This is a genomic window from Halosegnis sp., assembly GCF_042216475.1.
Lineage (GTDB): Archaea > Halobacteriota > Halobacteria > Halobacteriales > Haloarculaceae > Halosegnis.
This window is the reverse complement of the sequence record NZ_JBDGTV010000016.1, coordinates 1-26,242: the sequence shown is the minus strand read 5'-3', so window position 1 is coordinate 26,242 and position 26,242 is coordinate 1. Positions and strand designations below refer to the sequence as shown.

The following is a 26,242-nucleotide window of genomic DNA, read 5'->3' as shown; positions in this document are numbered from 1 at the left end:
CCGCCACCCTACAATGCGTCACGACCACCTCATCGGTGCGAAGCAACTCTCGCGGGCGGACATCGAGACGGTACTGGACCGCGCCGCAGAGATGGACGCCGACCCCGACGAGTACGGAGACGCGCTCCCAGGGACGCTGCTTGGGCTCTGTTTCTTCGAGCCGAGCACGCGCACGAAGATGAGCTTCGACGCAGCCGTCAAGCGGCTTGGCGGCGACAGCGTGGACATGGGAACCGTCGAGTCGTCCTCGGTAAAGAAGGGCGAGTCGCTGGCGGATACAATGCGCGTTATCGCAGGGTACACCGATGGCATCGTCCTCAGACACCCGAGCGAAGGGGCCGCAAAGCTGGCCGCCGAATTCGTTGATGTGCCGGTCATTAATGCCGGCGACGGCGCTGGACAACATCCGACACAGACACTTCTTGACTTGTACACCATCCGCGAGAATGCCGGGCTTGACGATCTTACGGTTGGCATCATGGGCGACCTGAAGTACGGCCGGACGGTTCACTCGCTCGCGGCCGCACTCACGAACTTCAACGCCCGAATGCACTTCGTCAGCCCGGAGTCGCTCCGGCTCCCACGAAACGTCCGGTTCGATCTCCATGAGTCGGGCGCGGTAGTGAAAGAGCATACCGATCTCGGCGCCGTTCTTGACCAGCTCGACGTGTTGTACGTCACTCGGATCCAGCGCGAGCGATTCCCCGACGAGAATGAGTACCGTGCAGTCGCCGGCGAGTACCGCATCGACGCCGACACGCTCGCGCGGGCGCCTGACGACCTGACGGTGATGCATCCGCTGCCACGGGTCGACGAAATCGCGCCCGACGTCGACGAAACTGACCATGCCCACTACTTCGAGCAAGCCCACAACGGTGTCCCCGTCCGGATGGCGCTGCTCGATTCCATGCTATGACAGACAAACAGCTCCGCGTCTCTAAAATTCAGAACGGCACTGTCATCGACCACATCCCAGGTGGCCAAGCGCTGAATGTGCTCGCCATCGTCGGTATTGACGGCTCCGGCGGCGAGGAAGTAAGCGTCGGTATGAATGTCCCTTCTGACCGGCTCGGCCGCAAGGACATCGTCAAAGTAGAGGATCGCGAGTTGAGCGCCGAGGAGGTAGATGTCCTTTCGCTAATCGCGCCGCGCGCGACAATCAATATCGTCCGGGAGTACGACGTGACAGAGAAACTCCGCGTCTCTCGGCCGGAACGGGTTGTCGGCGTCCTCTCGTGTCCTAACGCCAACTGCATCACAACTGCCGGCGAGCCTGTGGAGTCGGCCTTCGAGGTGCTGTCCGATGGGGTGCGGTGCAGTTATTGTGACACCATCGTCCGCGAGGATATCGCGGCGCTCATCGAGGTCTCCTGAACCCGAACGTCTTTGGCCAGGGCGCACCTGTATGGTCATATGTCCAAGAAAACCATCGCTGTCGTCGTACTGCTCGCGCTCGTTGCCGTCCTAATCGCGCGCCGGTAGGTCGAACGACTTACTGGGCCAGGCCGGCTACGGCGTGTATGTACGGGGTCGTCACGCGCAATACGGAGGATGTCGAGTACCCCGAATTTGACCGGGCTTTCTATGAGGTGAAAGCCGTCTCCGGGCGGTCGAACGAACCACTCGAGGATACGGTCAGCATGGTCTCTTGCTTCGGCGATAATGCTGCAGCCGCAGAGAACGATGACCTCGTGCCCATCACGCCAGAGGGCCAGCCCGCCACCCGTGACCGACCACACTTCGATTGGGCGTACATCTGTCCATCCCACGAGGAGTACCGGCAGGGGCTGCTCGAGATTATCGAGGACTGCGCTGAGACTACCCCGGACATCCGACTTGACGACGTGGGGTTCCCACGCCCGGAGTACTGCTACTGCGACCGGTGTAACGCCCGTTTTGAGGCGTGGGCCGAGCAGCGCCATGCCGACAGTGAAGGCCCTCCGCCAGCGGAAACGGGCCCCGCGGATCGGTACGCATGGCGGAGCGAACTTATCACGGACTTTGTCAAGTCGGCTGTTGAGCGAATTCCCGGTCGGACGTACTTCACGCTCTACCCGGATCCGTACGGTGACCACCTCTATGAGCGGGCGGGGCTGGACCTCCCGGCGCTGGAACCGCTTGTCGACGAGTTCGTCGTCCCGCTGTACGATACGGCATACGGGACAACCTACTGGCTGGAGGCTATCGCATCGGGGTTCGCCGACCGGCTGTCGACGCCGCTTTCGGTTGAACTGTATGCCGTTGATGTAGACGTGGACGCCCTTGTCCATGCGACAGAGGTGGCCGCCGAGTACGGTGAGAGCGTCCTGTTCGGCTATGACGCGGCCAACGCTCGGGCGGCCCTACGTCGGATGGATGCCGAGTCACGCGAGGGAGTCGAGTGGTGATCGGCTACGAGAGGTAGCGGTCGCGCCACCGAAGGAGGTCGGCGCGGTCGCGGGTGTCTGCTGGTAGCTCCTCGAACCACCGTGCTTCGCTTATTTCGCCGTCGGGGTCCGCGACTGACGGCTCGCCGGTCGCTGCCGCAGCGAATACGGGCATTACCCCCAGCAATTCGTGGTCACCGTGGCGGACCTGTACCCGCGTCAGGAGCGCCAGCCCTTGATACTCGCCGGCCACGCCGGCCTCCTCAGCGAGTTCCCGCTCAGCGGCCTCGCGGAATGTCTCCTCACCCTCCTGCTGACCGCCGGGTAGCACCCACATGTCGACCTCCTCGTGACGGACGAGTAGCAGCGAGCCGTCCGGCCGGTAGGCGATGGTGTGGGCGCCGTAGGGCGCGCCCGTCTCGCGTATCCGGTCGGCGAGGGTCCGAAACCGGCGTCTGGAGACGCGTCGTTCGTGGTCGACCTCAAGGTAATCGTCATAGTGACTGGCGAGCCGATGGGCCGCCTGCTCTGCCTGCTGGCACGCCTCCTCGGCGAGATACCACAACCGGTCCATCAGCGGCCGAGCGGGTCTGTTGGTCGCGAGCGGTGCCGTTCCATATGCTCACGAGGGGCGACGCGCGCAAAAGCGTTCGGCAGCCCGAGCCCCGGAAACGACGGTCTTTTGCTTCGTTCCCGAGAACGGAAGCACATGAGCTTCGAGGAAGGCGATAGGGTTGTCCTGCACGACGAGCACAGCGAGTTCGACGGTGAGACGGGCACCATCGAGACGGTTTCGGAGACAATGTTCGGCGACGAGAATTACGTTGTCTCGTTTGAGGATGGACAGGAGGCAGGCATCGCTGCGGACGCGCTTACTGCGGCTGACGACGAGGCGTAGCGTGTCGTCGGTCCCGTTCCACTACGTCGACCTTCGGGCGTTCTGCTACGCGACGGAGTCGGACAAGCGCGTCGCAGACGCGCTCGGGACCTTCCTTCCCGGCGATGATATCGAATTGGAGCGGACCGAAAGCGAGGGGTTTCACGGCGACCGCATCCTCGTGCTGTCGGCGCGGCTGGAGCGGGCCGACGAGATGCGATACGTTCTCTCCCGGCTGACGGAACTGGACGATATCGACGATGTCATTACCGAACTCGACGACCGCGTCGACGACGACTGCACCTTCTTCCTGACGCTAGACAAGCAGGCGGCCTTCCGCGGCGAGGTGCGCCGTGGTGATGGCATCACACTGCGTGCAAAGGTGGAGGCGTACCCCGCTGAAAAGGCGCGTGCGGTCGCAAATGTTCGGGAGATGCTGACCGAGCTCAGCTGATACGCCGGCTGGTGTCGACTTCGACGCGGTCCGTGAGCAGCACATCTATCGGTTCTCGGAGCGCGCGGCCGTACCGGGATTTCGTCACTAATAGTCTGTTCTTGATGTCTCGTGAGAGCGGTAGCAGCTCCAGCTGCCATACTTGATCGGCGCGGCTCAGCGTCACGCCCCGCTTCTCCGGTGATGGGTACGTGTCCGTACAGTGGAGTATCCCCACGCTGTCCATCTCCTCGAGTTTCGTCTTCAGCCGGTCGAGCACCTCAAGATACGCCTCCCTGTCCGCTGCCTCGAGCCCGTTCACCCGGTCGAACATGACGAACGACTCAGGCGGAATCGCTGACTCGACTCGCTCGAACTCCGAGCACAATTCCTCGGGAGATGCATGGAATACGGCTAACTCGGGCGGCGTCGCAGCCCCGTCCGTTGCCCACGCCCGCACCTCCTTCTCGGGCCGAAGCGTGGAGACGTGCAGGGTCTGACGGCTGCACAACAACTGCCGCAGGATGAGTGCGCTCTGTGAGTGTGCCGGCGCGACCAGCGCAAGCATCGTCCCTGCGGCAAGCCCTCCATCCACGCGGCGGTCGAGGAACTGGAGTCCCGTCGAGTAGCGCCGGCGCGGAGCATTCATATGGTTTGCACGGGAGCCGTCGTCAAATAAGTCGGGCGCTGACCAGGCATTTCCGCGGCGCCTGTCCGACGACGAAAATAGGATGCGCGGGACCGGATTCGAACCGGCGGACCCCTACGGGACAGGCTCCTAAGGCCTGCGCCGTTGGCCTGGCTTGGCTACCCGCGCGCGAGTCTGAGTCGGTGAGTGGGCGGCAAGAACCTGACGTTATCCTCGCCGGTCTTCGATTGCTGTCGCCAGCGCCTCTCCATCGAATTCTGTTTTCTCAAGAAACTGCACCCGGTCGCCGACGCCGAACTCCCCCGGATCAACAACGTCAGCGCAGATGCCGCCCCGTTCCCGCAACGCGTCCATCAGCCCCCCAATCCCCGCGACTTGTTCGACATGTCGACACGGCGGCCGGGGACGTGTTCCCTCGAAGATAGCCTCACCGACCTGGAAGCGGGCGTCCAGAAGCGTCGCGAGGTCCACGCCACGGGTACAGACGTTACGACGGTGTTCACCCCCCGAGAGGTCGATTCCCGCCTCTCGGTGGATTGCGTCGATTGCCTCGCCAGCGATGAATGTCACCTCGCAGACGTCGAACGGCGTATAATAGCCGGTCCCCCGCTGGTAGCGGTCGCCTGCTAGACCGCCCGGAACCGCCTCGACCCGCTCGCGGGAGGCCATCGGCTCGCCCTCCGCCGACGTCGTCCAGATGGCCTCGACGCGTCCGGTTGTGTCCATGCTTGCGGATCGATGGCACGGGATATAAGCGTGGCCGACAGACCACAACCGCTTAGCCGCAGGGCCTGTCGGGTGTAGACGATGCCAGAGCGCGTCGAGAGCCATGACGCCGAGGGGGTGGATTTCGGCTGGGTGATGCAGGTGACCTTTGTCGTCACTATCCTCGTCGGCGCGCCACTGGTCGCGCTCGCGTCGCTCACGGTTGTGCTCCCCTCGTGGCAGGCGAAGGCGACATTTGCGGTCCGGGTCGGTGCGGCAGTGTGGTTCTGCACCGCCGTCGCGGTCTACATCTACGCCCGGCGTACCCACTCCGAAACGTAGACGAACTCGACGCCCGCCCGTTCAGCGGTGCGTTCGTCCCGCTCCCCGTCACCGACGAACGTCGTCTCCGCCGGGTCGGCCCCTAGCCCATCGATGGCCGCAAGCAGCGGCTCTGGCTCCGGCTTCTCCCACGGGCCGGCATCTCGGCCCACGACGACTGGCACGTGCTCGCGGAGCCGGTGGCTGCCAAGCGCAATATGGCACGCGCCCGTGCTGTTAAGCGAACAGACCGCGGTGGGGGCGTCTCGCGCAAGCAGGTCCGCACATGCGAGCCGCTCGCTCTCACGGGCGCCCGCCCGCTCGTGGGCAGAAATGATTCGCTCAGCGTCGGCAAGCAGACCTGCCTCACGGGCCCGTCGGAACAGTCCCCATAGGTCTGCCTCGGGGTCGACAGTGACGTCTTGGCCGTCGAGCATTGCCGCCACATCCCGCCGAACGATATCCCAGTCGACCGTCAACCGAACGACGGTGCCATCGAGGTCATAGACGACTGTCATCGGTCCAGCAGTTCGCGGGCGATGATGGTTCGCTGAATCTGGGAGGTACCTTCGTAGATAGTGGTTATTTTAGCGTCGCGATACATCCGCTCGACGGGGAAGTCCGTCGTGTAACCATAACCGCCGTGTATTTGGACGGCCTCGTTGGTCACGTCCATTGCGGTTTCGGAGGCGTGCAACTTCGCCATCGAGGCGGCCTTCGCGGGCGGTGTCCCGTCGTCGAGTTCGGCAGCGGCGTCGTATGTGAGCATCCGGGCTGCCTGTGTGTCCGTCGCCATCTGCGCCAGCTTGTGACGGACGGTCTGGATGTCGGCAATCGGGCGGTCGAACTGCTCGCGTTCTGTCGCGTACCGCATGGCCTCATCGAGTGCCGACTGCGCGAGGCCAACAGCCTGTGCCGCGATGCCGACCCGCCCGCCAGTCAGTACCGACAGCGCCGCCGAAAGTCCGCGACCCTCCTCGGTGAGCCGGTACTCGGCTGGAATTCGGGCGCTCTCGAAGGTGAGCGTCGTCGTATCCGATGCGCGGAGTCCGAGCTTTTCCTCCTTCTTGCCGACTTCCACGCCGTCAGTCGACTTCGGGAGGACAAACTGCGTAATCGAGTCGGCATCGTCGGGATCTGTTTTGGCGAAGACGACGACTACGCCCCCCCGTTCACCATTGGTTATCCACTGTTTCGTGCCTTCAAGCACGTACTCATCGCCCTCGCGGCGGGCAGTCGTCGACATCTCGGCAGGGTTCGAGCCGGCATCCGGTTCGGAAAGCGCGAAACAGCCCACTGGCCGGCCGTCTACCATCTCCGGCAGAAACTCCTCGCGTTGGGCCTCATCGCCGAACTCCGCGATACAGGACGTAGCGAGCAGGTGTACCGACAGCGCCGTCGCCACCGCAAGTTGACCGTGTGCGAGTTCCTCGTTCACCAGCGCGTACGTCACCCCATCGACATCCAAACCACCGTACTCCTCAGGGGTGGTCAGCGCGGTGAGATTGAGTGTCGCGAGGCCGTCCCACACGGTTTCCGGAAACGACTGTGACTCGTCAGCCTCGCGGGCGGTCGGGCGTACCTCCTCGGCAGCGAATTCGCGAACTGTCTCGCGTATCGCCTCCTGCTCCGCGGTGAACTCCATATGCGCCCGTCGGCACGCGCGCGCAAAAGTTGCCCGCTCTGGGTGGTCACTCCCCTCGCAAGAAGGCGACTATCGCGTCCGCGTCGGCCGCCAGCCCGCCGGCCTGTGCAACCGTCGGTGAGCCGCCACCACCGCCACCGAACGCCTCGGTCACGTCTGCTGTCACCTCATTGGCATCCACACTGCCATCCGTCGCAACAGCCAACGAGCCGTCCGGAGCGACTAACGCGACGACACTCGCTCGCTCGCCCACAGCCTCTTGTGCGGCCTCTGCGAGCGCGTTCGCGTCCCGGTCAAGTTCCCCGACCAACCATGTCGACCCAGCCCGCTCGACGGTCGGAAGGTCCGCAAGTCGCCGCTCCGTCAACTGTGCGCGCAGGTTGTCTCGCTCAGCGGCCAGCTCCGACCGCTCGCGCTCAAGCCGTTCCACCGCCTCGACCACCCCCTCAACGTTCGTTCCCAGCCGCGCAGCTGCATCGAGGGCCGCTCGTTTTTCGGTCGCTCGCCGTTCGATGCCCGTCGCCCCCACGGCAAACTCCACGCGGGTGAGTCCCTCCCCGGGATTCGACCGCGAAAGCACCGTCACGGGGCCTATTTGTCGTGTGTTTCGAACGTGAGTGCCGCCGCAGGCTGCTTCGTCCCAGCCGTCGATAGTGACCACCCGGACCGTCTTCCCCTCGATACCCTCCTCGGTCTTCGTATTGAAGGCAACCGATTCGTCCGAGAGCGCCTCCTCGCGGGACCGCTCTGCCCACGTCACTTCGCGGGATTCCCAGACGACACGGTTGACCAGTCGCTCTAATTCGACGAGTGTTGCGTCGTCGATGTCGGTGCTCGTTGTCAGGTCGACGCGTACCCGCTCATCGGTGATACCGAAACCGCCGTAGCCGAGGTCGTCGAGCAGACGGCGCCCTGCCCCGTATAGCGCGTGGCTTGCGGTGTGGGCCCGGCGGCAGTACCGGCGGAACTCCGGGTCGACGCGGGCAGTCACTGTCTCACCGGCGGAAAGATTTCCGTCGAGGAAATGGACTACCGCACCGTCGCGCTCTTGCACATCAAGCACCTCATGACCGCCGACGCGGCCGCGGTCGGCCGGCTGTCCCCCGCCTTCGGGGTAAAAATACGTCTCCGCAAGCGTCACCTCGCGCCCACCCTCCTCGACTGTAGTCTCGAATGTCAGCGTCTCCGGCTCTGCCGGTGCTCGGCTCGCGGTCATGTGTCTCACACAACCGGCGCGGCCAAAAAACCGACCGCTCTCGGTTGGTTAATCCTCAGATAGTTGGACGTTAAGCCGCTCCTCGATGGCCTCGATGAGCGAGCCAGGAATATTCGCGCGGTTTGCGCGCCCCTGCTCTATCGCGACAATGTCCGCCTCGGTGACGCCGAGTTCGCCAGCCAATTCCGCAGCTTGGAGGCCCGCCTCCTGTCTGGCTTCAGCCATTCGGTCGCCGTATCCCGAGACGAGGTACGGGAGTGGATCGTCCTCGTAGTCGGTTCCTTCCTCCCAGCGGGTCGCGTCCGGGCTGGTCGCATCGGCGAGCCGCGCGGTGTTGCGTGCAGCCTCGCGCCGTCGCTCCTGCTCGTCGCTGCGATCGCCGTCGTCGCCGCTGCTGTCATCGTCGCCGTGCTGGACGCACTCCCCACACACCTGAAGCGTCGCGCCCGCCACGGTCGTCTCCCGCAGGGAACGGTCGTCGGCGCCACACAGCTCACAGCTGTCGGCGTCCTCGGAGCCCACCCCGCCGGTGGAGTACTTCGCCATGGCTAAACTGGGCGGCGCGCCCACTTCAAGCCCTGGTCCATCGCGGCGGATGCTACATGTCCGCGGTGGTGAACCGTTCGGCTTTTGTACCCCACCGCGGTACCGTAGAACGCACAACGTGCGTGGGTAGCCAAGCTAGGCCAACGGCGCAGCGTTGAGGGCGCTGTCCTGTAGAGGTCCGCCGGTTCAAATCCGGTCCCACGCACTCACCTGAGTGCAGGTGCCTGTCCTCGGGACAGCACCCACGCATCATCCTTACAGAACACACGACGAGCGCGTGCCATGAGTTTTTAGCCACCCCCACGTAGCCACTGGTATGCAGGGGGTTACGCGCGAACGGGTACCGGAACTGACGGTTCTGTTGACCGTCCTCTCGCTGGGACTGGTGTTCGGAGCTGCCTTGCAGGTGATTCCACCGTCGCTGCTACCGTCGGCTCCTGCCGAGGTGGTCACCGCTATCCCACACGTCAACGCCGTCGTGTCGACGCTAGCGGTTGGGACTATTCTCGCAGGTGTGACGTTCGCCCGCCGCGGCGAGTACCGCCGCCACCGCGCGCTGATGCTCGCCTCGCTCACACTGTTTGCTCTGTTTCTCGCACTGTATCTCTACAAGGTGTCTGTGCAGGGGCCTGCAGAGTTCACTGGCCCCGCGTTCGTTGAGACGTACCTGTATCTGCCACTCTTGGCGGTCCACATCCTGCTCGCCATCGTTTGTATCCCGCTGCTCTACTATGTCCTCCTACTCGCAGCGACCCGACCGATTCGAGAGGTCTTCGCGACGCACCACCGGCTAGTGGGTCGGGTAGCAGCGTCGCTCTGGCTCGTCTCGTTCATTCTTGGCAACGCCGTCTACGTGCTACTGTATCTCGTCTACTAATCATCAGCCGGCGGCGCGCCGACCTCGGGGCGGTCGACAGGGCGGTCGGCCGCCTCGCCATCAATGTCGTACGGGTATTCACCGGTGACACAGCCGAGACAGAGGTCCGCTTCGCTCGCGTCGAGTGCCGCTGCCACCGCCTCGACGGACAGATATGAGAGCGAGTCGGCACCGATCTCTCCGCGAATCTCCTCAACGGACGCGTCGGCTGCGATGAGCTCCTCGCGGGTCGCCATGTCGATACCCATGTAACATGGCGCGATGATAGCCGGTGCGCCAACTCTGAAGTGAACTGCTTCGGCCCCCACATCTCGGAGCAGCCCGACGAGCTGTCGGGAGGTAGTTCCGCGGACGATAGAGTCGTCTATGACGGTCACCGTCTTTCCTTCGACGACGTCGCGGATGGGGTTGAGCTTCAGTCGGACGGCCCGCTCCCGGGCGTCCTGCGTCGGCATGATAAACGTCCGACCGACATAGCGGTTCTTCATCAGGCCCTCAGCGAACTCGACACCAGCGCCATCCTCCTGTGCGGCCTCGGCGTAGCCGGAGGCGAACGCCCGTCCGGAGTCGGGGACCGGCATCACAACATCAGAGTCGACACCAGACTCGCTCCACAGCTTCCGGCCTAACTCGCGACGGACGTCGTAGACGAGGCTCCCGTCGATGCGGGAATCCGGCCGCGCGAAATAGACGTGTTCAAAGAAGCAGTGGCCGGTGCGGTCCCGCTCAACCAATTGGTATGACTCAAAGCCGGCACCGTCGTCGTCAAGCACGACCAGTTCGCCGGGGCGGACATCTCGGACAAGTTCGCCATCGAGCACGTCGATGGCGGCCGACTCCGAGGCGAGGATATAGCCGTCGTCGATACGACCAATACATAACGGGCGGTTCCCCTCCGGATCGCGGACGCCGAGCACGGTGTCGTCGTGAACGATGGTGAGCGCGTACGAGCCATGGATTCGCTCCATCGTCTGGCGGACGGCCCGCACGAGGTCGGACTGCAGCAGGTTGCGCGCGAGATCATGGGCGATGACCTCAGTGTCGCCGTCGCTTGTGAACGCGTGGCCCTCGCTGGCCAGTTCTGCGCGAATCTCGTCGGCGTTGACGAGATTACCGTTGTGCGACAGGCCAAGCGATCCGGACTTGAATGAGACAGAGAACGGCTGGGCACAGGAGGCGTCAACACTGCCCGCTGTCGGGTAGCGGACATGGCCGATGCCCACCTGACCCGCGAGGCCGTCGAGGTCACGCGCCTCAAAAGCATCGCCGACGAGCCCCATCTCGACGTGGTCATGTTGCTGGAACCCGTCATGGGTGACGATGCCTGCTGACTCTTGGCCGCGATGCTGAAGCGCGTACAGCGCGTAGTAGAGCGGTCGTGCCGCCGCCCGGTCGTCGAGCGACACCCCGACGACCCCGCACTTCTCCCGTGGCCCCGCAGGCTCCCCGGTCATACCTACCGGTGGTCGCCGGCGGGGCAAAAAGTTCGTGGTTGTGCCCAGTCGCCGGCGCGAGCTCGCCCAAAAGTGTACACGAACGTGGACACTCAGTCGAGTACGACAAGCGCGTCGCCCTGATTGACCGACTGGTCCTCCTCGACGGCCACCTCGGTAACCGTGCCCCCGAACTCTGCGACGATGTCGTTCTCCATCTTCATTGCCTCGAGCACGAGCAGGACATCCCCGGCAGCCACCTCGTCTCCCTCTGTCACGTTGATGTCGATGACGGTCCCCTGCATCTCGGCAGTGACCACCTCACCCTCGGCGGAGACGCTTGGGGCCTCGCGCGTCTCGCCGCCATCGCCACTGTCGCCGCCCCCGCTGCTCGGGCCGCCGGTGGGTCCCGGACGGCTCGTCTGTTGAGGGACGCTCGTCTCTTCGAGGTCGACCTCGAACCGCTTGCCGTTCACCTCAACCGTGAATTCGCGGGTGACCGTCTCCTCGTCGCCGCCACCTGTCCCGGTACCGGTTCCATACCGCTCTTGGAACTCCGCGAACACCGACCGATCGACCTGTTCATCGAGGTACTTCGTCGTATGGGTGCCCCCGACGAACTCCTCATCTTCGAGCATCGCGAGGTGAAATGGACGGATGGTGACGATTCCTTCGAGTTCGTACTCGCGGAGCGCCCGCTTCGAACGGGCAATACACTCCGCGCGGTCCCCACCGTGGACGATGAGTTTCGCTATCATCGAGTCGTACTCCGTCACGAGGTCGTCCCCCTGTCGGAGCGCGTCATCGAGCCTGACACCGATGCCGCCGGGCGTGTCATACGTCTCGAGTTGTCCACCCTGCGCGGGTGCGAAGTCGTCGGTGGCGTCCTCCGCGTTGATGCGGAACTCCATCGCGTGGCCTTCGAGCTCGACATCCGCCTGCGAGAAGGTTATCTCCTCGCCGGCCGCGACCCGCAACTGCCACTTTACGATATCGATGTCGGTTAGCTCCTCCGTGACAGTGTGTTCGACCTGGATACGCGTGTTCACCTCGAGGAAGTAGAAGTTCGCCTCCGGGCCCAGCAGTTCGTCGGGGTCACGTTCGGGATCCTCCTCAACGAGGAACTCGACGGTGCCGGCGTTGACGTAGTCTGACTCGGCGACACCGCGACGGGCGGCCTCGCCGATTTGCTCGCGGAGTTCGTCCGTGAGCGCCGGCGAGGGGCCTTCCTCGATGACCTTCTGGTGGCGCCGCTGGAGCGAGCAGTCCCGCTCGCCGAGGTGACGGACGTTGCCGTGTTCGTCGGCAAGCACCTGTACCTCAATGTGCCGTGGGTTCTCGAGATAGCGCTCGAGGTAGACAGAGTCGTTGTCGAAGTACGCTTCTCCCTCTCGCTTTGCCGACTCAAGCTGGTCGGCCGCCTCGCTCTCTTCGTGGACTACCTTCATACCGCGGCCGCCACCGCCCCCCTCGGCCTTGATGGCAACTGGGTAGCCGTACTCGTCGCCGAACTCGGTCACCTCTTCGGGATTAGTCACGGGATCCGTCGTCCCAGGGACGATTGGGACATCCGCCGCGGCCATCAGCGAGCGGGCCTGTGTCTTCTCGCCCAGCTGCTCCATCGAGTTGCCCGTCGGTCCCACCCACGTGATACCGTCGGTCGCCTCGACTTTACGGGCGAATTCAGCGTTCTCCGCGAGGAAGCCGTAGCCCGGGTGGATGGCGTCGGCGCCGGCTTTCTGTGCGGCCTCGATGACCGCCTCATGGTCGAGATATGAGTCGGCCGCACGCGCCGGGCCGATATTGTACGCCTCGTCTGCGAAGCGGACGTGGCCACCCTGCTTGTCCGCCTCGCTGTAAACTGCGACCGTCGCAACGCCGAGTTCCTCGCAGGCGCGCATCACGCGCACTGCGATCTCGCCCCGGTTGGCGACGAGCACCTTCTCGAACATGCGCGGGTGTGTCCCCGCGTTACACCTTACTCTATCGGTTCCCCGACCCATCGCCGGCCTGCCAGCGCCAAGGTTTACCACGACGCCACGCACGTGACGCGGTATGCGACTCGAGATCGACGACTTTGGCGACGCCGTCGACGGCGGCAACGTCGCGCGGCTGTTCGACACGACGGCTGACGCCCGGGGCGATGCCCCAGCCATCGAGACGCCAGAGACAAGCCTCTCGCACCGTGAGTTCCGCCAGCGCACTCGGGCATTCGCGGGTGGGCTCCACGAGCGGGGTCTCGAGCCCGGTGACCCCGTCCTGCTGTACCTGCCGAACTGTCTGCAGTTCCTCACGACGGCTATCGGTGGCCTGCGTGCGGGCACGCCCGTCTCGCCTGTGAACCCCCAATACCGCGCCCGCGAGTTGGTCCACCAGCTGTCCGACACCGGCGCGCAGGCCGTAGTCACCCACGCCGCACTCCGTGAGCACCTGTCAGAGGCGCTTGCCGATGTTGAGGCCGATCCACTGGTGGTGACGGTCGGCCCCCGCGAGACCGTTCCCCAGAGTGACGTACCCTTCGCTGAGGTGGCCAACGAGGAGAAGACTGTCGAACTCGACGGCGGGGCCGTCGCGTCGCTGCCCTACACCTCCGGGACGACCGGGAAGCCGAAGGGAGTGCGGCTCACCCACGACAATCTCCGCGCGCAGCTGCTCACAACTGTTGCCACCCGCAGCGACGACCTGACACCCGACGACGTGGCGAGTCTCGTCTGGCTTCCACTGTACCACATTACCGGCTTTGTCCACACGGCGCTCCAGCCGCTCGTGCGGGGCGGCCGGCTCCATGTCCGGTCGGCCGCCGACTGGGACGCCGAGGCGGCAATGCAACTCATCGAGACTGAAGAGATAACGGAGTTCGTCGGCGTCACCGCGATGTACGCCGACATGGTCGATAGCGACGCCTTCGGCGACTACGACCTGACGAGTCTCGTGCAGGCCGCCGAGGGGGGTGCGAAGCTCACCCCCGCGGTCCAGGAGGCGTTCGAAGCAACGGCGGAGGTGGATGTCTACGAGGGGTACGGGCTGACGGAGACGACGGGCGCGACCCACTCGCAGGTGGGTTCGAGCCATGGGACACGCCACGGGACGGTCGGCCAGCCGCTTCGGCACACGGACTGTCGAATCGTCGACGACGACGGCGCGGAGGTGGCGCCCGGCGAGACGGGGGAACTGCTCGTGCGCGGACCCGTCGTGATGGCCGGCTACCACGACCGGCCAGAGGCGACCGAGGCAGCGTTCACGGAGGCGGGCTTCTTCCGTACCGGCGACATCGCCCGGCGCGACGAGGCAAGCTACTACGAAATCGTCGACCGGAAGAAACACGTCATCGTCACGGCGGGCTACAACGTCTACCCCAGTGAGGTGGAAGATCTGCTGGCGGAACACGAGGCGGTTCGGGAAGCAGCCGTCGTGGGCGTCCCCGACGAGCGGCGCAACGAGACTGTGAAAGCGTACGTCGTGCCGGCGAGCGGCGACCCCGCGGACCCGGGCGTGACCGCTGACGAGATCCGTGAATTCGCTCTCGACAACCTTGCGGCCTACAAGCATCCACGTGAGGTGGAGTTCATCGATGAGCTCCCACGCACCGCGAGCGGGAAGATACAGAAGTATAAGCTGGAGTAGTCAGTCGGCCCGCAGGGCCGCCCGCAGGTCCGCCGCCACCTGTGCAACGGCATCGTGGCCGGCCTCAAGATCGGCCGGTTCGGCAAGCATCGTAAAGAAGGCGTGTATCATCGCAGGGTAGTGGTGATGGGTGACGGAGACGCCCGCCTCGCGGAGCGCATCGGCGTACGCAATGCCCTCATCGCGAATCGGGTCAAACCCGGCCGTCACCACCGTCGCCGGTGGGAGATTAGCGTGGGAGTCGGCAACCAGCGGGAACGCATACGCGTCTGTCTCGTCAGCGTGGTCGCCAAAGTAACAGCTGCCGAACCACTCCATATCCGGCTCTGTCAAATAGTATCCCTCGCCGTTTTCTCGACGAGAGTCCCAGTCGTCGCTTGGCGATACCGACGGGTAGACGAGCGCCTGATAATTGACCATGGGACCGTCCTCGTCACGGGCACGGAGACAGACCGATGCCGCGAGGTTGCCACCTGCGCTGTCGCCTGCCACTGCCAGCTGGCCGTCCCCACCTACCAGTTCAGGATTAGCTGCGACCCACTCAGTCACGGCGTAACAGTCCTCCAGCGCCGCAGGGTACGGGTGCTCTGGCGCGCGTCGGTAGTCGACCGCGACGACCGTACAACCACTCTTGGCCGCGAGGTGCTTACATGCGAGGTCGTGACTCTCGAGATTGCCGATAACCCAGCCCCCACCGTGAAAGTAACAGACGGTCGGGGTCAACCCCTCGGTCGGCCGGTATACCCGCACAGGCACATCGTCAGCCGGCCCAGGGACTGTGCGGTCTTCGACGGCCTCCAGCGAGGGGCCATCGGCGTCTGCCCGCATGCGGGCGGCTACCTCGCGGGCGGTGTCTGCGTCCTCGTACCGCGCTAGCGGCATCACATCGGCAGCTTCGACGCGAGCGAGAATATCCTGTACATCCGGGTGTGGTTCGTCGGCGCGCATACCCGGGGTCGCCGGCCGCACCGTAATCAACGCCAGGCTTGCGGCGAGGGACAACACATACGTGCCCGCCCGACGCACGCGGCGTGATGGCAACCCGCACGGCAACGTTTGATTACGTCATCGTCGGCGCCGGCTCGGCTGGCTGTCTGCTCGCCAACAGACTGTCCGCAGATCGGGAAACGACCGTCCTCTTGCTGGAAGCCGGCGGTCCCGACGACGCTCGTGAGATGCACGTCCCTGCGGCGTTCTCAGAGCTATTCCACAGTGAGCACGACTGGGCGTACTCGACGACGCCACAACCAGGGCTGGCGGACAGGGAACTCTACTGGCCCCGCGGCAGGACGCTCGGCGGCTCGAGTTCGCTTAATGCGATGATATACATCCGCGGACACCCCCACGACTACGACACGTGGGCCGAGCAGGCAGGCGACCACTGGCGCTACGATGCAATGCGTCCGCGCTTCGAGCGAGGCGAACAGGCCGACAGCGACCGCCTCGCCTCGGAATATCATAGTACGGACGGCGAGTTGCACGTAACCGATGTCGCCTCCCCACGACCGCTGTCGTCGGCATTTGTCGAGAGTGGCGTCGCCGCCGGTCACCGGCGAACTGAGGACTTCAACGGACCGCGACAGGCGGGGGTTGGCGCCTACCATGTCACCCAGCGAGACGGGGAACGCCACAGTGCTGCCGACGCCTACCTGAAGCCAGTCCTCGACCGGCCGAACCTCACCGCCGAGACGGGCGCGCATGTTACTCGGGTCCGGTTCGACGACGACCGGGCCATTGGTGTCGAGTACGAGCAGGACGGCCGCCGCCTGCACGCGGACGCAAGCGGCGAGGTGGTGCTGTCCGCGGGGGCTGTCGACTCGCCGAAACTCCTGATGCTATCTGGAATTGGCGACCCTGATCATCTCGCGGCCAATGGTATCGACGTCGTCCATCCGTTACCTGCCGTCGGCCAGAACCTCCAAGACCACCTCTTCGCCTTCCTTGTCCACGAGACGACAACAGACAACACGCTTGATGATGCTGACTCGCTCCTGAATCTCGCGCGGTGGTACCTGTTCGACACTGGACCACTCACCTCGAACGTTGCCGAAGCCGGCGGCTTTGTTCGTACAGACCCGGATCTCCCCGCGCCAGACCTACAGTTCCACTTCACGCCGAGTTACTTCTTCACTCACGGGTTCGAGGAGTCGCCCGTCGACAATGCGTTCACCATCGGTATCACGCAACTGCGGCCTGAGAGCCGTGGCGAGGTGCGACTCGCCTCGCGGGACCCGTTCGCCCCGCCGGAGATTGACCCGAATTACCTCGACGCGGATGCCGACATCGAGGCGCTCATTGAGGGACTCCGGATGGCACGAGACATCGTCGCGGAGGAGCCGCTGGCGTCGCTGTCGGCCGGCGAGATACGCCCTGGTCCGGACGCGCAGAGTGATGCAGCCTTGGAGACGGCAATCCGAGAAGGTGCCGAGACGGTGTACCATCCGGTTGGCACATGCCGGATGGGGACCGACGAATCGTCGGTCGTCGACGGTCAGCTCCGGGTGCGCGGCGTCAGGAACCTCCGCGTAGTTGACGCCTCGGTGATGCCGACGCTGACGGGCGGTAACACGAACGCGCCGACATACGCAATCGCGGAGACGGCTGCCGACCTGCTCTAAAGCCGGTCTGCACGGCCGGCGGCGGTCCAAGCATCTGTGGGCGTGCCGTCGCGGACCCGGACGGACCGTCCGAGGACGGCCTCGCTCCGACCAGCAAAGGCCCACCGCTTGCCGGTCCACGTCTCAGTCTGCTCCGTGTCTGTCTCTGCGCGCTCCTCGGCGAGATACGCCGACACGGCGGCAATGATTGCGGCCGTCTCCTCCTCATCCGCGTCAGGGGGAGCGATATTGCGGTCCATCATAGGGGGATGTTGCCGTGCTTGCGATCGGGGTTAGACTTGCGCTTGGACGCCAGCATCTCTAAATCGGAGATGAGCCGCCGCCGCGTCTCCTCCGGCTCAAGTACGTCGTCGACATAGCCGCGTTTGGCCGCCGTGTATGGGTTGGCGAAGGCGTCGCGGTACTCGTCGATGAGTTCCTGACGGCGCGCCTCGACGTCGTCGGCGTCTGCGAGTTCGTCGCGATAGAGCACATTCACCGCGCCTTGTGGCCCCATTACAGCGATTTCGGCCGTCGGCCACGCGTAGTTGACGTCCGCCTCAAGATGTTTTGAAGCCATCACGTCGTAGGCGCCGCCGTATGCCTTCCGCGTAATAACAGTCATTAACGGCACTGTTGCCTCAGAGTAAGCGTACAGCAACTTCGCACCGTGGCGGATGATGCCCCCGTGTTCTTGATCTTTGCCAGGCATGAAGCCCGGGACATCGACGAACGTCAGGATGGGAATATTGAATGCGTCACAGAAGCGGACGAACCGCGCGCCCTTCTGAGAGGCATCGATATCGAGCGTGCCGGCGTTGAATCGCGGCTGGTTGGCGACGACCCCGACAGATCGACCGTCGAGCCGAGCGAACCCTGTGGTGAGGTTGCGGGCAAATCCCTCGGCAACCTCGAAGTAGCTCCCCTCATCGACAGTCCCCTCGATGACATCTACTACGTCGTACGGTTTCTGTGGCTCTGCGGGAACAACGCCGGTCACATCCGCGTCCCGGTCAGGATCGTCCCACGGCTCAACGCGGGGGGGATCCTCCATATTGTTCTGTGGGAGATACGATAGCAACTGCCGAACCGTGTCGAGGCCAGCTTCCTCGTCGACGGCCGCGAAGTCGGCGACGCCTGATTCCGTGGTATGGACGTTTGCCCCGCCGAGTTCCTCGAATGTGACCTCCTCTCCGGTGACTGTCTCGATGACATCCGGCCCCGTTATCATCATGTGGCTCGTCTCCTCCACCATCAGGATGAAGTCCGTGATGGCTGGTGAGTAGACAGCCCCGCCCGCACACGGGCCCATGATGGCGGAGATCTGTGGAACGACGCCCGACGCTTGCTGGTTGCGGTGGAACACCTCAGCGAAGCCGGCCAGCGAATCGATCCCTTCTTGGATACGAGCCCCAGCCGAGTCATTCAGACCGATGATTGGCGCGCCTGTCTCGATTGCCCGGTCCATCATCTTCGTCATCTTCTCGGCGAACGTCTCGCCGAGCGACCCACCCAGCACCGTGAAGTCGTGCGCAAAAACGAACACCGTCCGACCGTCCACTTCGCCGTACCCGGTCACGACACCATCGCCAGGGAACGTCTTCTCCTCCATGTCGAAGTTCGTTGATCGGTGCTCGCGGAGCATGTCGAACTCCTGGAATGTGCCGTCGTCAAGAAAGTAGTCGATGCGTTCGCGGGCGGTCATCTTCCCTTTCTCGTGTTGTTTCTCGATGCGCTCCTCGCCGCCACCCTTGCGGGCCTCCGCCTTCCGCTCGCGGAGTTCCTCCCGTTTGTCGTCCATGGTCATAGTGGAGGAGGCTGGGGAGGCCGGTGAGAAAGGGTTTCCGGGACGCGGCCACCTGCCACCCGGCTTTTTGCCGATGGCGGCCGTGCGTGAGACGTGAGCAGTCAGCGACGGCTCCCCCCAATCATCGACATCGGTGACGCCCTTGACCGCGTCGCGGCCGCCACGGACGACCCAGAGGCGACCGGTTACATTCAGGAGATACGCGATGGGTTGGAGGAACTGGCGGCGCGTCCACCAGAGGCTCGCGAGTCACAGGTGCAGACGCTCGAGCATCTCGTCGACTCCCTGTTGACTCACGTCGACGACGACGCGGCACTGTGGGCGAAGACGATACAGAATCGCTTCGCGAACTATCGGCACGCCCGCCGCGGCTCCTCGCGGACACTTCATGTCTCCAATGGGCGGCTTGAGCGAGAGGATGATAATCCACTCGCGTTGGCCGGCGAGGCACAGCTCCGCGGGACACTCATCAACAACGGCGAGGCGACGGACGCGATGGTGTCGCTCGCCTTTTATGACGAAACCGATCGTGCGGTCTGGAAGGTTGAGTCACGCGAGTTTGCCGTCATGGCTGGCGAGACGCGCGAACTCGACTTGACTGTGTACGTCCCTGAGGGGGCCGAGTACTACGCGCTGGCGGCTTTCGAACCCGACGACCCTGCGACGGTGGCTGAGGATGCACCGACACCAGGCGACGCGAAGCGACGCGAAGACGGCTCCTACGTCGACTGAACGTCGACAACCAGCTTTCCAAGGAACGACTCCTCGGAGACGGTCTGGTGAGCTTCCTGGACTTCTGAGAGGTCGAACCGGCGGGCGATAACAGGGTCGATATCCCCGCGGGCTACCAGCCCTGCAAGCTTCCCGAGAACGGCGCTCGTGTCGGGTGTGTTGAACATTGACATCCCTTGGAGGCGGAGATCTTTGAATTTCGCTGGCCCCATCGGGACGGCCACCGTCGGCTCTGTGTTGCCGATGGCAACGATGCGGGCGCCGTGGGCGGCCACTTCGGCATCGACCTCGATGGTCTGGTTCGCGACAGTCCCGAGCACGATATCAGGCGTCGTCACGGTCTCAAGGGCGGCCGTCAAGTCATCGCTCGCGTAGTCGACGACATGGTCGGCGCCGAGCTCGTGGAGCCGGTCGTGGTACTCCGGGGCCGCAGTGGCGGTCACGGTCGCGCCGGCTGCCCGAGCCAGTTGGACAGCAATATGGCCCACGCCGCCGTTGCCGCCGTGGACGAGCACCTCGTCGCCTGGCGAGATATTCCCGTGGGCGACGAACGCCTGCCAGGCTGTGGTGCCGACAAGCGCGAGCGCGGCCGCCTCGGCGTCGTCGACCGCGTCCGGTAGTGGGGCGGCGACGGACGTCGGGACCGCTGCGTACTCCGCGCAGGTGCCTGGCTGGTCGCGACCGAGCCCGGTCGCGTATACACGGTCTCCGACTGCAAAGTCAGTCACGTCCTCACCGACGGCTGCCACCTCGCCGGCGGCGTCACAGCCGGGTATCCAGGGCAGTGCCGGCACCGGATACCCCCCCTCACGGAAGTAAGTATCGACGGGATTGATGCCTGCGGCCGTCACCCGGACGAGTAATTCGTCCCCGTCCGGGTCTGGTCGGTCGGCTTCTTCTAATGTCAGTACCTCTGGTCCTCCATGGTCGTGGTAGCGGACTGCGCGCATACCGATGTCTCAGCACCGAGGGGTATCAATCCGTGCGGTCGCGGCAGCCAGGCGACACCCCTTTGTATGCCCGGGTGTGGGAGTTCCGATAGGATGCGGCTCATCGCCGACCGTGGGTTCGCGGGTCTCTACCCAGAGAACACGCTCGCGGCGGTTGAGGCGGCTGTCCGGCGGGCCGACGAGGTAGCCGTCGATGTGCGCCGGTGTGACTCAGGGGAACTGGTGACAGTCCGCGACCCGACACTGGACCGGGTGACAGATGGATCGGGAGCAGTGTGTCGTCACACGCTTGCAGAACTCCGGTCGCTATCGGTGCTGGGCACCGACGAACGGGTGCCGACGCTTCGAGAGGTGCTGGCGGCCGTCCCGCCTGCGGTAGGCGTCACTCTCGAATTGCGCGAGGTCGGACTCGCCGCGGACGCGCTCCGACTCGCCGACCGTGCCGACACACAGGTGACTGTTTCGTCCGGTATCGCCAACGAGCTGGAGGGGTGTCGTGGGGTTGATCCGTCGGTGCCCCGCGCCTATCGATTCGACGGTGATTCCGAAACTGGACTGGGCTTCGCCCGCGAGACGGATTGCTCATACCTTCATCCCTGTGTCGGGATCTGTGATGAGTCACTCGTGCGCGCAGCCCACGAGGCTGGCTTTTGTGTGAACGCTTGGGGAGTCGACTCTGCCGAGACGGCAGCCCGGATTGCCAACTACGGCGCCGACGGGCTGGTGGCAGACCGAGTGCTCACCCCGCGGGCTGGCGCCGAGCCCTGAGCGACGGCCGATTCGACACTACTAACTCGCGGTCGCCGAAAGTTCGGGTCGACTGATGAAGCTACATGAGTACCAAGCGAAGGGTATCTTTGCCGACGCCGGGCTGCCGGTCCCAGACTCGCGGCTGGCCTCGACCGTTGAGGAGACGGTTGAGGCGGCCGACGCCGTCGGTTACCCGGTCGCGGTAAAGGCGCAGGTGCAGGTCGGTGGCCGTGGCAAGGCCGGCGGCATTGAGCTGGTCGACAACGCTGAAGAGGCACGAGCAGCCGCTGAGTCTATTCTTGGGATGGACCTCAAGGGGCTCCACGTGGACCGTGTCCTCGTTGAGGAAGCTGTCGACTTCGTCAACGAGCTGTACGTCGGCGTGACGATGGACCGCACGGAGGGTGAGCCGGTGGCAATGGTCTCTACGCAGGGTGGCGTCAACATCGAGGAGGTAGCCGCGGAGACGCCCGAGGCCATCGCCCGCGAGCACGTCGACCCGGCATTGGGGCTCCAGCCGTACGAAGCTCGCCGTGTCGTGTTCGATGCGGGCGTTGACCGCGAAGTGGCGACAGATGTCTCTCGGGTACTCACGACGCTGTACGACCTATGGGCAGAGAAAGACGCCACCGAGATTGAGGTGAACCCGGTGATGGTGACCGGCGACGGCGAGGTGGTGTGTGCCGACGCGGTGATGAATATCGACGACGACGCGCTGTTCCGTCACCCAGACCTCGCTGAGATGGAGGAGGAGGCGGCCGGCGACGAACTCGAAGCGAAGGCCAACGAGTACGGCTTTGACTACGTCCGGCTGTCGGGTAACGTCGGCATTATCGGCAACGGTGCGGGGTTGGTGATGGCGACGCTTGACCTGGTCGACTACTTCGGCGGCCAGCCGGCGAACTTCCTCGATATCGGCGGCGGTGCGAAGGCAGAACGCGTCACGAACGCGCTGGACATGGTCTTTTCCGACGAGAACGTCGACAGCGTTGTGTTCAATATCTTCGGCGGTATTACCCGCGGCGACGAGGTGGCAAAGGGAATAAATGAGGCGCTTGAGGCGTTCGACGAGATACCCAAGCCGGTCGTCGTCCGGTTGGCGGGTACGAACGCCGCGGAGGGGATGGAGATTCTGAACACCGACCTCGTGACCGTGGAAAAGACGCTTGAGGACGCGGTTGAGCGCGCGGTCAGCTACGCGGAGGACAACGAATGAGCGTACTAGTCGACGACAACACCCGAGTCGTGGTACAGGGCATCACGGGCGGTGAGGGACGGTTCCACACCGGCCAGATGATAGAGTACGGCACGAACGTCGTCGCCGGGGCCGTCCCCGGTCGCGGCGGTCAAGACGTCGACGGCGTCCCCGTCTACGACACGGTCGAGCGTGCCGCTCGCGAGGAGGACGCGAACGCATCGGTCATCTTCGTCCCTCCGGCGTTCGCTGCCGACGCCATCCTCGAGGCCTTGGACTCGCCAGTCGACCTCGCGGTCGCTATTACTGAAGGTATCCCACAGCAGGATATGGCGACGGTGTACGGTCAGCTTTCAGAGTCGGACACGACGCTCATCGGGCCGAACTGTCCGGGTATCATTACGCCCGGCGAGGCAAAGTTGGGCATCCTTCCTGGCAACATCTTCGCGGAGGGTGACGTCGGTCTTGTCTCCCGCTCCGGGACACTCACCTACCAGGTAGTCGATAACCTCACGCAGCGAGGCATTGGGCAGACGACGGCCATCGGCATCGGGGGCGACCCCATCATCGGCACGGACTTCGTCGACGCACTCGAGCACTTCGAGAACGACCCCGACACGGAGGCCGTTGCGATGTGCGGCGAGATTGGCGGCGAAGACGAAGAGGAGGCAGCCCGTTTCATCGCCGAACACATGGACACCCCGGTTGCGGGCTTCGTCGCCGGCCGGACGGCCCCGCCGGGTAAACGGATGGGCCACGCAGGCGCCATCGTCTCCGGTAGCGGCACCGGTACTGCCGAGTCGAAGATTCAGGCGCTCAACGACGCGGGCGTCCCTGTCGGCGACACACCCGGACAGGTCGCTGACCACATCGAGGAGTTCCTCTAACGGTCAGCCGGACGGACCGTCGCCCGCACGCCGTTTTGCGGGCGTAAGGTCGGCGTTACTCGCAGGTCGTCGAGTTCACCCGGTGCCACATCCACATCGAACTCACTCACCAGCCGCGCTAGCGTGAGCGTCGCTCCTTGGAGCGCGAACGCCTGCCCGATACAGGCGTGTGGCCCGACGGAAAACGGCATATACGCGTCCACTGCGCCGGGATTGCGCCGCTCCCATCGCGATGGATCGAACTGCTCGGGGGCTTCGAAATGTCGGCTATCCCGGTGGAGCGACCATAGCGGTGCAATGACTGCGGCACCCTCTTCGAGACGGTAGTCCCCGAGCTGTGCGTCTGTGTTGGCTCGCCGGAAGACGGCCCATGCAGGCGGGTAGAGTCGGAGCGCCTCGCGATAGGCCCGCTTGGTGGCCGGCAGCGACTCGACATCCTCGTGGGTGAGTGGGCCGTCGCCGACGACGCTGCGCGCCTCCGCCCGTACCCGCTCGCGCTCGTCGGGATACTGTGACAGGAGGCTCAACGTATACGACAGCGACAGTGCTGTCGTCTCATGGCCGGCGATGAGGAAGGTCGCTACCTCGTCACGTATCTGGTTCTCTGGGTAGTTCACCTCAGGATCTTCCTCCGCGCGGATGAGCATGGTCAGCATGTCTGGCGGGCCGTCGTGGTCACCGGCCGCGAGCGCCGCGCGTCGCCCTTCGATGAGCTCTTCAGCCAGTCCGCGGATGTTCGCCGCGGCGGTCTCGAACTCCGGCGAGATGCGGTCGGGTAGCCAGTCTGGCGTCGCCACATCCAGCCCGAACTCGAACTCGCGGCCCGCTGTCGCCATCCACTCGTGGAACTCGGCGGCTCGCTCGCGGCCGATGTCCTCTCCCAGCAGGATTTCGGAGGCGACACGAACAGTAAGCGATGTCATCTCGCGGTGGAGATTCACCCCGCGCTCACCGCGGGCACCCCAGTCGGTCGCCAGCTGCTCGACGCGCCGGCCGGTGGTATCCGCATAGGCGGCTACCTGTCGGCCGGCGAACGCTGGTTGCATCACCGATCGCTGTTGCCGCCACAGTTCCCCGTCGCTTTGGACTAGCCCCTGCTCGGCGATAAGCGCCGCTGAGTCTTGGGCCGGAACCCGGCCGAACGTCTCTGGACGGTCGAGCATCTCGCGCATCAGTTGGGGGTTCGTCAGGAGGACGATGGGTGGACGACCGGGGACGGAGAGTTGCGCCGCATCGGAGTACCGGGCCTGAATCGCCTCGAGGAAACGGAACGTGTCAGAGCCGAACCGAAGCGCGTTCACCACGCCCGCTTCGGGCGGTTCTGGAATGGCCTGCACCATGCATTTCATTGGGGCGGCGCGAGTATGTATGTTTGCCCGCCGGCGGTCAGCGCTGCTGCCAACCACCGTTACCGTGTTCGTAAACGACATCGAGAGGCCCTTGGAGCGTCGCCGCGGCCCGCTCGTCGTGGGCGGCGGGGTCGAGATGAAAGTAGCCTACCGCGTCCGCGTTGGCGACTCGACCGGCCAGCACGTGGACGAACCGGAACACTCGTTCAAGGTCGGCAAACTGAAGCAGCGTCGTTAGCGAGTCCACCGCCACAATAGTGGGTTGGGTGGCCGACTCCCATGCGGAGAGACACTGGCTCAACTTGATGCCGAGCCCGGTCAGGTCACCGGGCGAGGACACCGGCGCTATCGAGATATCGGCGTTCCCTTCCTTGGCCCCTACGCCACCTACGCCAGCCTTACCCCGCTGTTGCTCGTCGACACCGACTACCGCCAGCCGCGACGGCACCCTGGACGGGTGTTATCGCCACGCTCGCACGGTCTCCTGTGGGGCGCCGTCAAGACTCACTGCGAGCACGTTTGCCGCTTCAAGAGTGTCGGGAAGTGGGGTACACGCGGGTATCGGGGGACGCTGCATTGCCGCCGACAGCAGCAGAGCGGTGTCACCGGCTGCCAGCGGGTCGATGTCGCCGGTCGTCTCCTGTGCCTCCCCCAAGGGACCCATCTTGTATCTTATGGCCGTTGCCGGAGTGATAAGTTGTTCCCCCTGCTTCAGAAACTGAACGCGCGCTTGGCACCGATACGCAGATGTGTCAGCCGCCGTAGCTGGACACATGCCACTTTACTTCGAAGACCTCGCGGTCGGAGATACGTTCGAGGCGGGTAGCTACACCGTCACGAAAGACGAAATAATAGAATTTGCTGAGCAGTTCGACCCGCAACCGTTCCACACCGACGAGGTAGCCGCCCGGGACTCAATGTTCGGCGAGCTCGTCGCCAGTGGGCTCCATACGCTGTGTCTGTCGGTCCGGCTGTTCGTCACGCAATTCGTGAACCCAGATGATGGCCTCGCGAACATGGGCGGTTTAGGAATGGACAACCTCCGCTGGCACGCGCCGGTCACACCTGGCGACACCCTTTCACTGGAGATTGAGGTGGTTGAGACGAGCCAGTCGGAGAGCCGCGACGACCGTGGATATGTAACGCTCGACAGACGTGTATACGTTGATGATGGCGATGACCCAGTGTTGAGCATCCGTTCACACAATATCGTTCAACGGCGAGATGCCGAGTAGGTACTGCTCCCTTCTTGCCGAATGAAAATCCGAGTGGGTCGGGGCGGA

The 26,242-nt window shown here is 64.4% G+C and carries 30 protein-coding genes and 2 tRNA genes; 15 read left to right on the top strand and 17 right to left on the bottom strand.

The features are described from left to right. Window positions 1-13: 13 nt before the first annotated feature. From pyrB to ABEJ63_RS10620, 3 genes are all read left to right on the top strand, one after another. Window positions 14-916 (top strand): aspartate carbamoyltransferase, encoded by a 903-nt coding sequence (pyrB, locus tag ABEJ63_RS10630; protein WP_375796350.1) that lies wholly within the window; start codon window positions 14-16, stop codon window positions 914-916. Further along, a complete protein-coding gene (gene pyrI, locus ABEJ63_RS10625; protein WP_375796349.1) occupies window positions 913-1,374 on the top strand; it encodes an aspartate carbamoyltransferase regulatory subunit in 462 nt (153 codons plus the stop codon). The genes pyrB and pyrI overlap by 4 nt, the downstream gene beginning before the upstream one ends. 146 nt (window positions 1,375-1,520) lie before the next feature. Continuing rightward, window positions 1,521-2,387, top strand: a complete 867-nt coding sequence (locus ABEJ63_RS10620; RefSeq protein ID WP_375796348.1) for a hypothetical protein — start codon at window positions 1,521-1,523, stop codon at window positions 2,385-2,387. A 4-nt stretch (window positions 2,388-2,391) separates the two neighbouring features. On the opposite strand, the gene ABEJ63_RS10615 is transcribed toward ABEJ63_RS10620, so the two are convergent. Continuing rightward, entirely contained in the window at window positions 2,392-2,940 is a 549-nt protein-coding gene (locus tag ABEJ63_RS10615) for an NUDIX domain-containing protein (RefSeq protein ID WP_375796347.1), read from the bottom strand. A gap of 135 nt (window positions 2,941-3,075) precedes the next feature. Here ABEJ63_RS10615 and ABEJ63_RS10610 point away from each other — a divergent pair, with 135 nt between their 5' ends. Beyond that, complete coding sequence (locus tag ABEJ63_RS10610) at window positions 3,076-3,264, top strand: DUF1918 domain-containing protein (protein ID WP_375796346.1); 189 nt, start codon at window positions 3,076-3,078, stop codon at window positions 3,262-3,264. A gap of 1 nt (window position 3,265) precedes the next feature. Beyond that, a complete protein-coding gene (locus tag ABEJ63_RS10605; protein WP_375796345.1) occupies window positions 3,266-3,697 on the top strand; it encodes an RNA-binding protein in 432 nt (143 codons plus the stop codon). Here ABEJ63_RS10605 and ABEJ63_RS10600 read toward each other — a convergent pair. From ABEJ63_RS10600 to ABEJ63_RS10590, 3 genes are all read right to left on the bottom strand, one after another. Then, complete coding sequence (locus ABEJ63_RS10600; RefSeq protein ID WP_375796344.1) at window positions 3,690-4,325, bottom strand: hypothetical protein; 636 nt, start codon at window positions 4,323-4,325, stop codon at window positions 3,690-3,692. The two genes, ABEJ63_RS10605 and ABEJ63_RS10600, sit on opposite strands and share 8 nt — an antisense overlap. Window positions 4,326-4,408: 83 nt before the next feature. Further along, window positions 4,409-4,493 (bottom strand) — tRNA-Leu (locus ABEJ63_RS10595). Between the two features lie 39 nt (window positions 4,494-4,532). Next, a complete protein-coding gene (locus ABEJ63_RS10590; protein WP_375796343.1) occupies window positions 4,533-5,051 on the bottom strand; it encodes an MOSC domain-containing protein in 519 nt (172 codons plus the stop codon). Window positions 5,052-5,132: 81 nt separating this feature from the next. Here ABEJ63_RS10590 and ABEJ63_RS10585 point away from each other — a divergent pair, with 81 nt between their 5' ends. Then, window positions 5,133-5,372, top strand: coding sequence for a DUF5822 domain-containing protein (locus ABEJ63_RS10585; RefSeq protein ID WP_375796342.1), 240 nt, complete (start codon window positions 5,133-5,135; stop codon window positions 5,370-5,372). Here ABEJ63_RS10585 and ABEJ63_RS10580 read toward each other — a convergent pair. Genes ABEJ63_RS10580 through ABEJ63_RS10565 form a run of 4 tightly spaced genes read right to left on the bottom strand, consistent with a single transcriptional unit; the run spans window position 5,342 to window position 8,758 of the window. After that, the gene (locus tag ABEJ63_RS10580) at window positions 5,342-5,869 is read right to left on the bottom strand and encodes an HAD family hydrolase (RefSeq protein ID WP_375796341.1); all 528 of its coding nucleotides are present in this window, start codon (window positions 5,867-5,869) and stop codon (window positions 5,342-5,344) included. The genes ABEJ63_RS10585 and ABEJ63_RS10580 overlap by 31 nt on opposite strands. Beyond that, on the bottom strand, window positions 5,866-6,996 hold the full coding sequence (locus tag ABEJ63_RS10575) for an acyl-CoA dehydrogenase family protein (protein ID WP_375796340.1): 1,131 nt from the start codon (window positions 6,994-6,996) through the stop codon (window positions 5,866-5,868). The genes ABEJ63_RS10580 and ABEJ63_RS10575 overlap by 4 nt, the downstream gene beginning before the upstream one ends. Before the next feature lie 46 nt (window positions 6,997-7,042). Beyond that, entirely contained in the window at window positions 7,043-8,212 is a 1,170-nt protein-coding gene (locus ABEJ63_RS10570) for a DHHA1 domain-containing protein (RefSeq protein WP_375796339.1), read from the bottom strand. A 48-nt stretch (window positions 8,213-8,260) separates the two neighbouring features. Then, window positions 8,261-8,758 carry a multiprotein-bridging factor 1 family protein gene (locus ABEJ63_RS10565; RefSeq protein WP_375796338.1) on the bottom strand — a complete coding sequence of 166 codons (498 nt, stop codon included), beginning with the start codon at window positions 8,756-8,758 and terminating at the stop codon, window positions 8,261-8,263. A 120-nt stretch (window positions 8,759-8,878) separates the two neighbouring features. Between ABEJ63_RS10565 and ABEJ63_RS10560 the strand changes: the two genes are divergently transcribed. Beyond that, window positions 8,879-8,963 (top strand) — tRNA-Leu (locus ABEJ63_RS10560). 111 nt (window positions 8,964-9,074) lie between these two features. Continuing rightward, window positions 9,075-9,635 carry a DUF420 domain-containing protein gene (locus ABEJ63_RS10555; RefSeq protein ID WP_375796337.1) on the top strand — a complete coding sequence of 187 codons (561 nt, stop codon included), beginning with the start codon at window positions 9,075-9,077 and terminating at the stop codon, window positions 9,633-9,635. Here the strand turns inward: ABEJ63_RS10555 and purF are convergent. Together purF and ABEJ63_RS10545 are read right to left on the bottom strand one after the other, a co-directional pair. Then, window positions 9,632-11,089 carry an amidophosphoribosyltransferase gene (gene purF, locus ABEJ63_RS10550; protein WP_375796336.1) on the bottom strand — a complete coding sequence of 486 codons (1,458 nt, stop codon included), beginning with the start codon at window positions 11,087-11,089 and terminating at the stop codon, window positions 9,632-9,634. The genes ABEJ63_RS10555 and purF overlap by 4 nt on opposite strands. 92 nt (window positions 11,090-11,181) lie before the next feature. Next, entirely contained in the window at window positions 11,182-13,020 is a 1,839-nt protein-coding gene (locus tag ABEJ63_RS10545) for an acetyl-CoA carboxylase biotin carboxylase subunit (protein WP_375796335.1), read from the bottom strand. A 103-nt stretch (window positions 13,021-13,123) separates the two neighbouring features. Here ABEJ63_RS10545 and ABEJ63_RS10540 point away from each other — a divergent pair, with 103 nt between their 5' ends. After that, window positions 13,124-14,692, top strand: a complete 1,569-nt coding sequence (locus ABEJ63_RS10540) for a class I adenylate-forming enzyme family protein (protein ID WP_375796334.1) — start codon at window positions 13,124-13,126, stop codon at window positions 14,690-14,692. Here the strand turns inward: ABEJ63_RS10540 and ABEJ63_RS10535 are convergent, their stop codons facing one another. Beyond that, window positions 14,693-15,640, bottom strand: a complete 948-nt coding sequence (locus tag ABEJ63_RS10535) for an alpha/beta hydrolase (RefSeq protein WP_375796333.1) — start codon at window positions 15,638-15,640, stop codon at window positions 14,693-14,695. Window positions 15,641-15,726: 86 nt separating this feature from the next. On the opposite strand from ABEJ63_RS10535, the gene ABEJ63_RS10530 reads away from it, so the two are divergent. Then, window positions 15,727-17,310: a GMC family oxidoreductase gene (locus tag ABEJ63_RS10530; protein ID WP_375796332.1), complete on the top strand. Its 1,584-nt coding sequence runs from the start codon at window positions 15,727-15,729 to the stop codon at window positions 17,308-17,310. Here the strand turns inward: ABEJ63_RS10530 and ABEJ63_RS10525 are convergent. Both ABEJ63_RS10525 and ABEJ63_RS10520 read right to left on the bottom strand, forming a co-directional pair. Continuing rightward, window positions 17,307-17,552 (bottom strand): acc operon protein, encoded by a 246-nt coding sequence (locus ABEJ63_RS10525; protein WP_375796331.1) that lies wholly within the window; start codon window positions 17,550-17,552, stop codon window positions 17,307-17,309. The two genes, ABEJ63_RS10530 and ABEJ63_RS10525, sit on opposite strands and share 4 nt — an antisense overlap. Continuing rightward, complete coding sequence (locus tag ABEJ63_RS10520; RefSeq protein ID WP_375796330.1) at window positions 17,549-19,096, bottom strand: acyl-CoA carboxylase subunit beta; 1,548 nt, start codon at window positions 19,094-19,096, stop codon at window positions 17,549-17,551. The genes ABEJ63_RS10525 and ABEJ63_RS10520 overlap by 4 nt, the downstream gene beginning before the upstream one ends. 93 nt (window positions 19,097-19,189) lie before the next feature. Here ABEJ63_RS10520 and ABEJ63_RS10515 point away from each other — a divergent pair, with 93 nt between their 5' ends. After that, a complete protein-coding gene (locus tag ABEJ63_RS10515) occupies window positions 19,190-19,828 on the top strand; it encodes a hypothetical protein (protein WP_375796329.1) in 639 nt (212 codons plus the stop codon). Here ABEJ63_RS10515 and ABEJ63_RS10510 read toward each other — a convergent pair. Continuing rightward, window positions 19,816-20,778 (bottom strand): NADPH:quinone reductase, encoded by a 963-nt coding sequence (locus ABEJ63_RS10510; protein WP_375796328.1) that lies wholly within the window; start codon window positions 20,776-20,778, stop codon window positions 19,816-19,818. The genes ABEJ63_RS10515 and ABEJ63_RS10510 overlap by 13 nt on opposite strands. Before the next feature lie 93 nt (window positions 20,779-20,871). Here ABEJ63_RS10510 and ABEJ63_RS10505 point away from each other — a divergent pair, with 93 nt between their 5' ends. From ABEJ63_RS10505 to sucD, 3 genes are read left to right on the top strand one after another with little or no spacing between them, the layout of a single operon-like run. Continuing rightward, window positions 20,872-21,546, top strand: a complete 675-nt coding sequence (locus ABEJ63_RS10505; RefSeq protein ID WP_375796327.1) for a glycerophosphodiester phosphodiesterase — start codon at window positions 20,872-20,874, stop codon at window positions 21,544-21,546. A gap of 55 nt (window positions 21,547-21,601) precedes the next feature. Beyond that, window positions 21,602-22,744, top strand: coding sequence for an ADP-forming succinate--CoA ligase subunit beta (sucC, locus tag ABEJ63_RS10500; protein ID WP_375796326.1), 1,143 nt, complete (start codon window positions 21,602-21,604; stop codon window positions 22,742-22,744). Further along, window positions 22,741-23,610 (top strand): succinate--CoA ligase subunit alpha, encoded by an 870-nt coding sequence (gene sucD / locus ABEJ63_RS10495; protein ID WP_375796325.1) that lies wholly within the window; start codon window positions 22,741-22,743, stop codon window positions 23,608-23,610. Before sucC ends, sucD begins: the two co-directional genes overlap by 4 nt. Here sucD and ABEJ63_RS10490 read toward each other — a convergent pair. Genes ABEJ63_RS10490 through ABEJ63_RS10480 form a run of 3 tightly spaced genes read right to left on the bottom strand, consistent with a single transcriptional unit; the run spans window position 23,607 to window position 25,623 of the window. Then, window positions 23,607-24,950: a cytochrome P450 gene (locus tag ABEJ63_RS10490; RefSeq protein WP_375796324.1), complete on the bottom strand. Its 1,344-nt coding sequence runs from the start codon at window positions 24,948-24,950 to the stop codon at window positions 23,607-23,609. The two genes, sucD and ABEJ63_RS10490, sit on opposite strands and share 4 nt — an antisense overlap. 46 nt (window positions 24,951-24,996) lie before the next feature. Beyond that, window positions 24,997-25,407: a hypothetical protein gene (locus ABEJ63_RS10485; protein ID WP_375796323.1), complete on the bottom strand. Its 411-nt coding sequence runs from the start codon at window positions 25,405-25,407 to the stop codon at window positions 24,997-24,999. Between the two features lie 12 nt (window positions 25,408-25,419). Then, entirely contained in the window at window positions 25,420-25,623 is a 204-nt protein-coding gene (locus ABEJ63_RS10480) for a hypothetical protein (RefSeq protein WP_375796322.1), read from the bottom strand. A gap of 109 nt (window positions 25,624-25,732) precedes the next feature. Between ABEJ63_RS10480 and ABEJ63_RS10475 the strand changes: the two genes are divergently transcribed. Continuing rightward, window positions 25,733-26,194 carry a MaoC family dehydratase gene (locus ABEJ63_RS10475; RefSeq protein WP_375796321.1) on the top strand — a complete coding sequence of 154 codons (462 nt, stop codon included), beginning with the start codon at window positions 25,733-25,735 and terminating at the stop codon, window positions 26,192-26,194. Window positions 26,195-26,242 lie beyond the last annotated feature (48 nt).

Excerpts from the sequence above, each read along its gene's own strand:
- pyrB (WP_375796350.1), top strand. The coding sequence starts at position 14 with ATGCGTCACGACCACCTCATCGGTGCGAAGCAACTCTCGCGGGCGGAC.
- pyrI (WP_375796349.1), top strand. The coding sequence starts at position 913 with ATGACAGACAAACAGCTCCGCGTCTCTAAAATTCAGAACGGCACTGTC.
- ABEJ63_RS10620 (WP_375796348.1), top strand. The coding sequence starts at position 1,521 with ATGTACGGGGTCGTCACGCGCAATACGGAGGATGTCGAGTACCCCGAA.
- ABEJ63_RS10615 (WP_375796347.1), bottom strand. The coding sequence starts at position 2,940 with ATGGACCGGTTGTGGTATCTCGCCGAGGAGGCGTGCCAGCAGGCAGAG.
- ABEJ63_RS10610 (WP_375796346.1), top strand. The coding sequence starts at position 3,076 with ATGAGCTTCGAGGAAGGCGATAGGGTTGTCCTGCACGACGAGCACAGC.
- ABEJ63_RS10600 (WP_375796344.1), bottom strand. The coding sequence starts at position 4,325 with ATGAATGCTCCGCGCCGGCGCTACTCGACGGGACTCCAGTTCCTCGAC.
- ABEJ63_RS10590 (WP_375796343.1), bottom strand. The coding sequence starts at position 5,051 with ATGGACACAACCGGACGCGTCGAGGCCATCTGGACGACGTCGGCGGAG.
- ABEJ63_RS10585 (WP_375796342.1), top strand. The coding sequence starts at position 5,133 with ATGCCAGAGCGCGTCGAGAGCCATGACGCCGAGGGGGTGGATTTCGGC.
- ABEJ63_RS10580 (WP_375796341.1), bottom strand. The coding sequence starts at position 5,869 with ATGACAGTCGTCTATGACCTCGATGGCACCGTCGTTCGGTTGACGGTC.
- ABEJ63_RS10575 (WP_375796340.1), bottom strand. The coding sequence starts at position 6,996 with ATGGAGTTCACCGCGGAGCAGGAGGCGATACGCGAGACAGTTCGCGAA.
- ABEJ63_RS10570 (WP_375796339.1), bottom strand. The coding sequence starts at position 8,212 with ATGACCGCGAGCCGAGCACCGGCAGAGCCGGAGACGCTGACATTCGAG.
- ABEJ63_RS10565 (WP_375796338.1), bottom strand. The coding sequence starts at position 8,758 with ATGGCGAAGTACTCCACCGGCGGGGTGGGCTCCGAGGACGCCGACAGC.
- ABEJ63_RS10555 (WP_375796337.1), top strand. The coding sequence starts at position 9,075 with ATGCAGGGGGTTACGCGCGAACGGGTACCGGAACTGACGGTTCTGTTG.
- purF (WP_375796336.1), bottom strand. The coding sequence starts at position 11,089 with ATGACCGGGGAGCCTGCGGGGCCACGGGAGAAGTGCGGGGTCGTCGGG.
- ABEJ63_RS10545 (WP_375796335.1), bottom strand. The coding sequence starts at position 13,020 with ATGTTCGAGAAGGTGCTCGTCGCCAACCGGGGCGAGATCGCAGTGCGC.
- ABEJ63_RS10540 (WP_375796334.1), top strand. The coding sequence starts at position 13,124 with ATGCGACTCGAGATCGACGACTTTGGCGACGCCGTCGACGGCGGCAAC.
- ABEJ63_RS10535 (WP_375796333.1), bottom strand. The coding sequence starts at position 15,640 with ATGCGCGCCGACGAACCACACCCGGATGTACAGGATATTCTCGCTCGC.
- ABEJ63_RS10530 (WP_375796332.1), top strand. The coding sequence starts at position 15,727 with ATGGCAACCCGCACGGCAACGTTTGATTACGTCATCGTCGGCGCCGGC.
- ABEJ63_RS10525 (WP_375796331.1), bottom strand. The coding sequence starts at position 17,552 with ATGATGGACCGCAATATCGCTCCCCCTGACGCGGATGAGGAGGAGACG.
- ABEJ63_RS10520 (WP_375796330.1), bottom strand. The coding sequence starts at position 19,096 with ATGACCATGGACGACAAACGGGAGGAACTCCGCGAGCGGAAGGCGGAG.
- ABEJ63_RS10510 (WP_375796328.1), bottom strand. The coding sequence starts at position 20,778 with ATGCGCGCAGTCCGCTACCACGACCATGGAGGACCAGAGGTACTGACA.
- ABEJ63_RS10505 (WP_375796327.1), top strand. The coding sequence starts at position 20,872 with ATGCGGCTCATCGCCGACCGTGGGTTCGCGGGTCTCTACCCAGAGAAC.
- sucC (WP_375796326.1), top strand. The coding sequence starts at position 21,602 with ATGAAGCTACATGAGTACCAAGCGAAGGGTATCTTTGCCGACGCCGGG.
- sucD (WP_375796325.1), top strand. The coding sequence starts at position 22,741 with ATGAGCGTACTAGTCGACGACAACACCCGAGTCGTGGTACAGGGCATC.
- ABEJ63_RS10490 (WP_375796324.1), bottom strand. The coding sequence starts at position 24,950 with ATGGTGCAGGCCATTCCAGAACCGCCCGAAGCGGGCGTGGTGAACGCG.
- ABEJ63_RS10480 (WP_375796322.1), bottom strand. The coding sequence starts at position 25,623 with ATGGGTCCCTTGGGGGAGGCACAGGAGACGACCGGCGACATCGACCCG.
- ABEJ63_RS10475 (WP_375796321.1), top strand. The coding sequence starts at position 25,733 with ATGCCACTTTACTTCGAAGACCTCGCGGTCGGAGATACGTTCGAGGCG.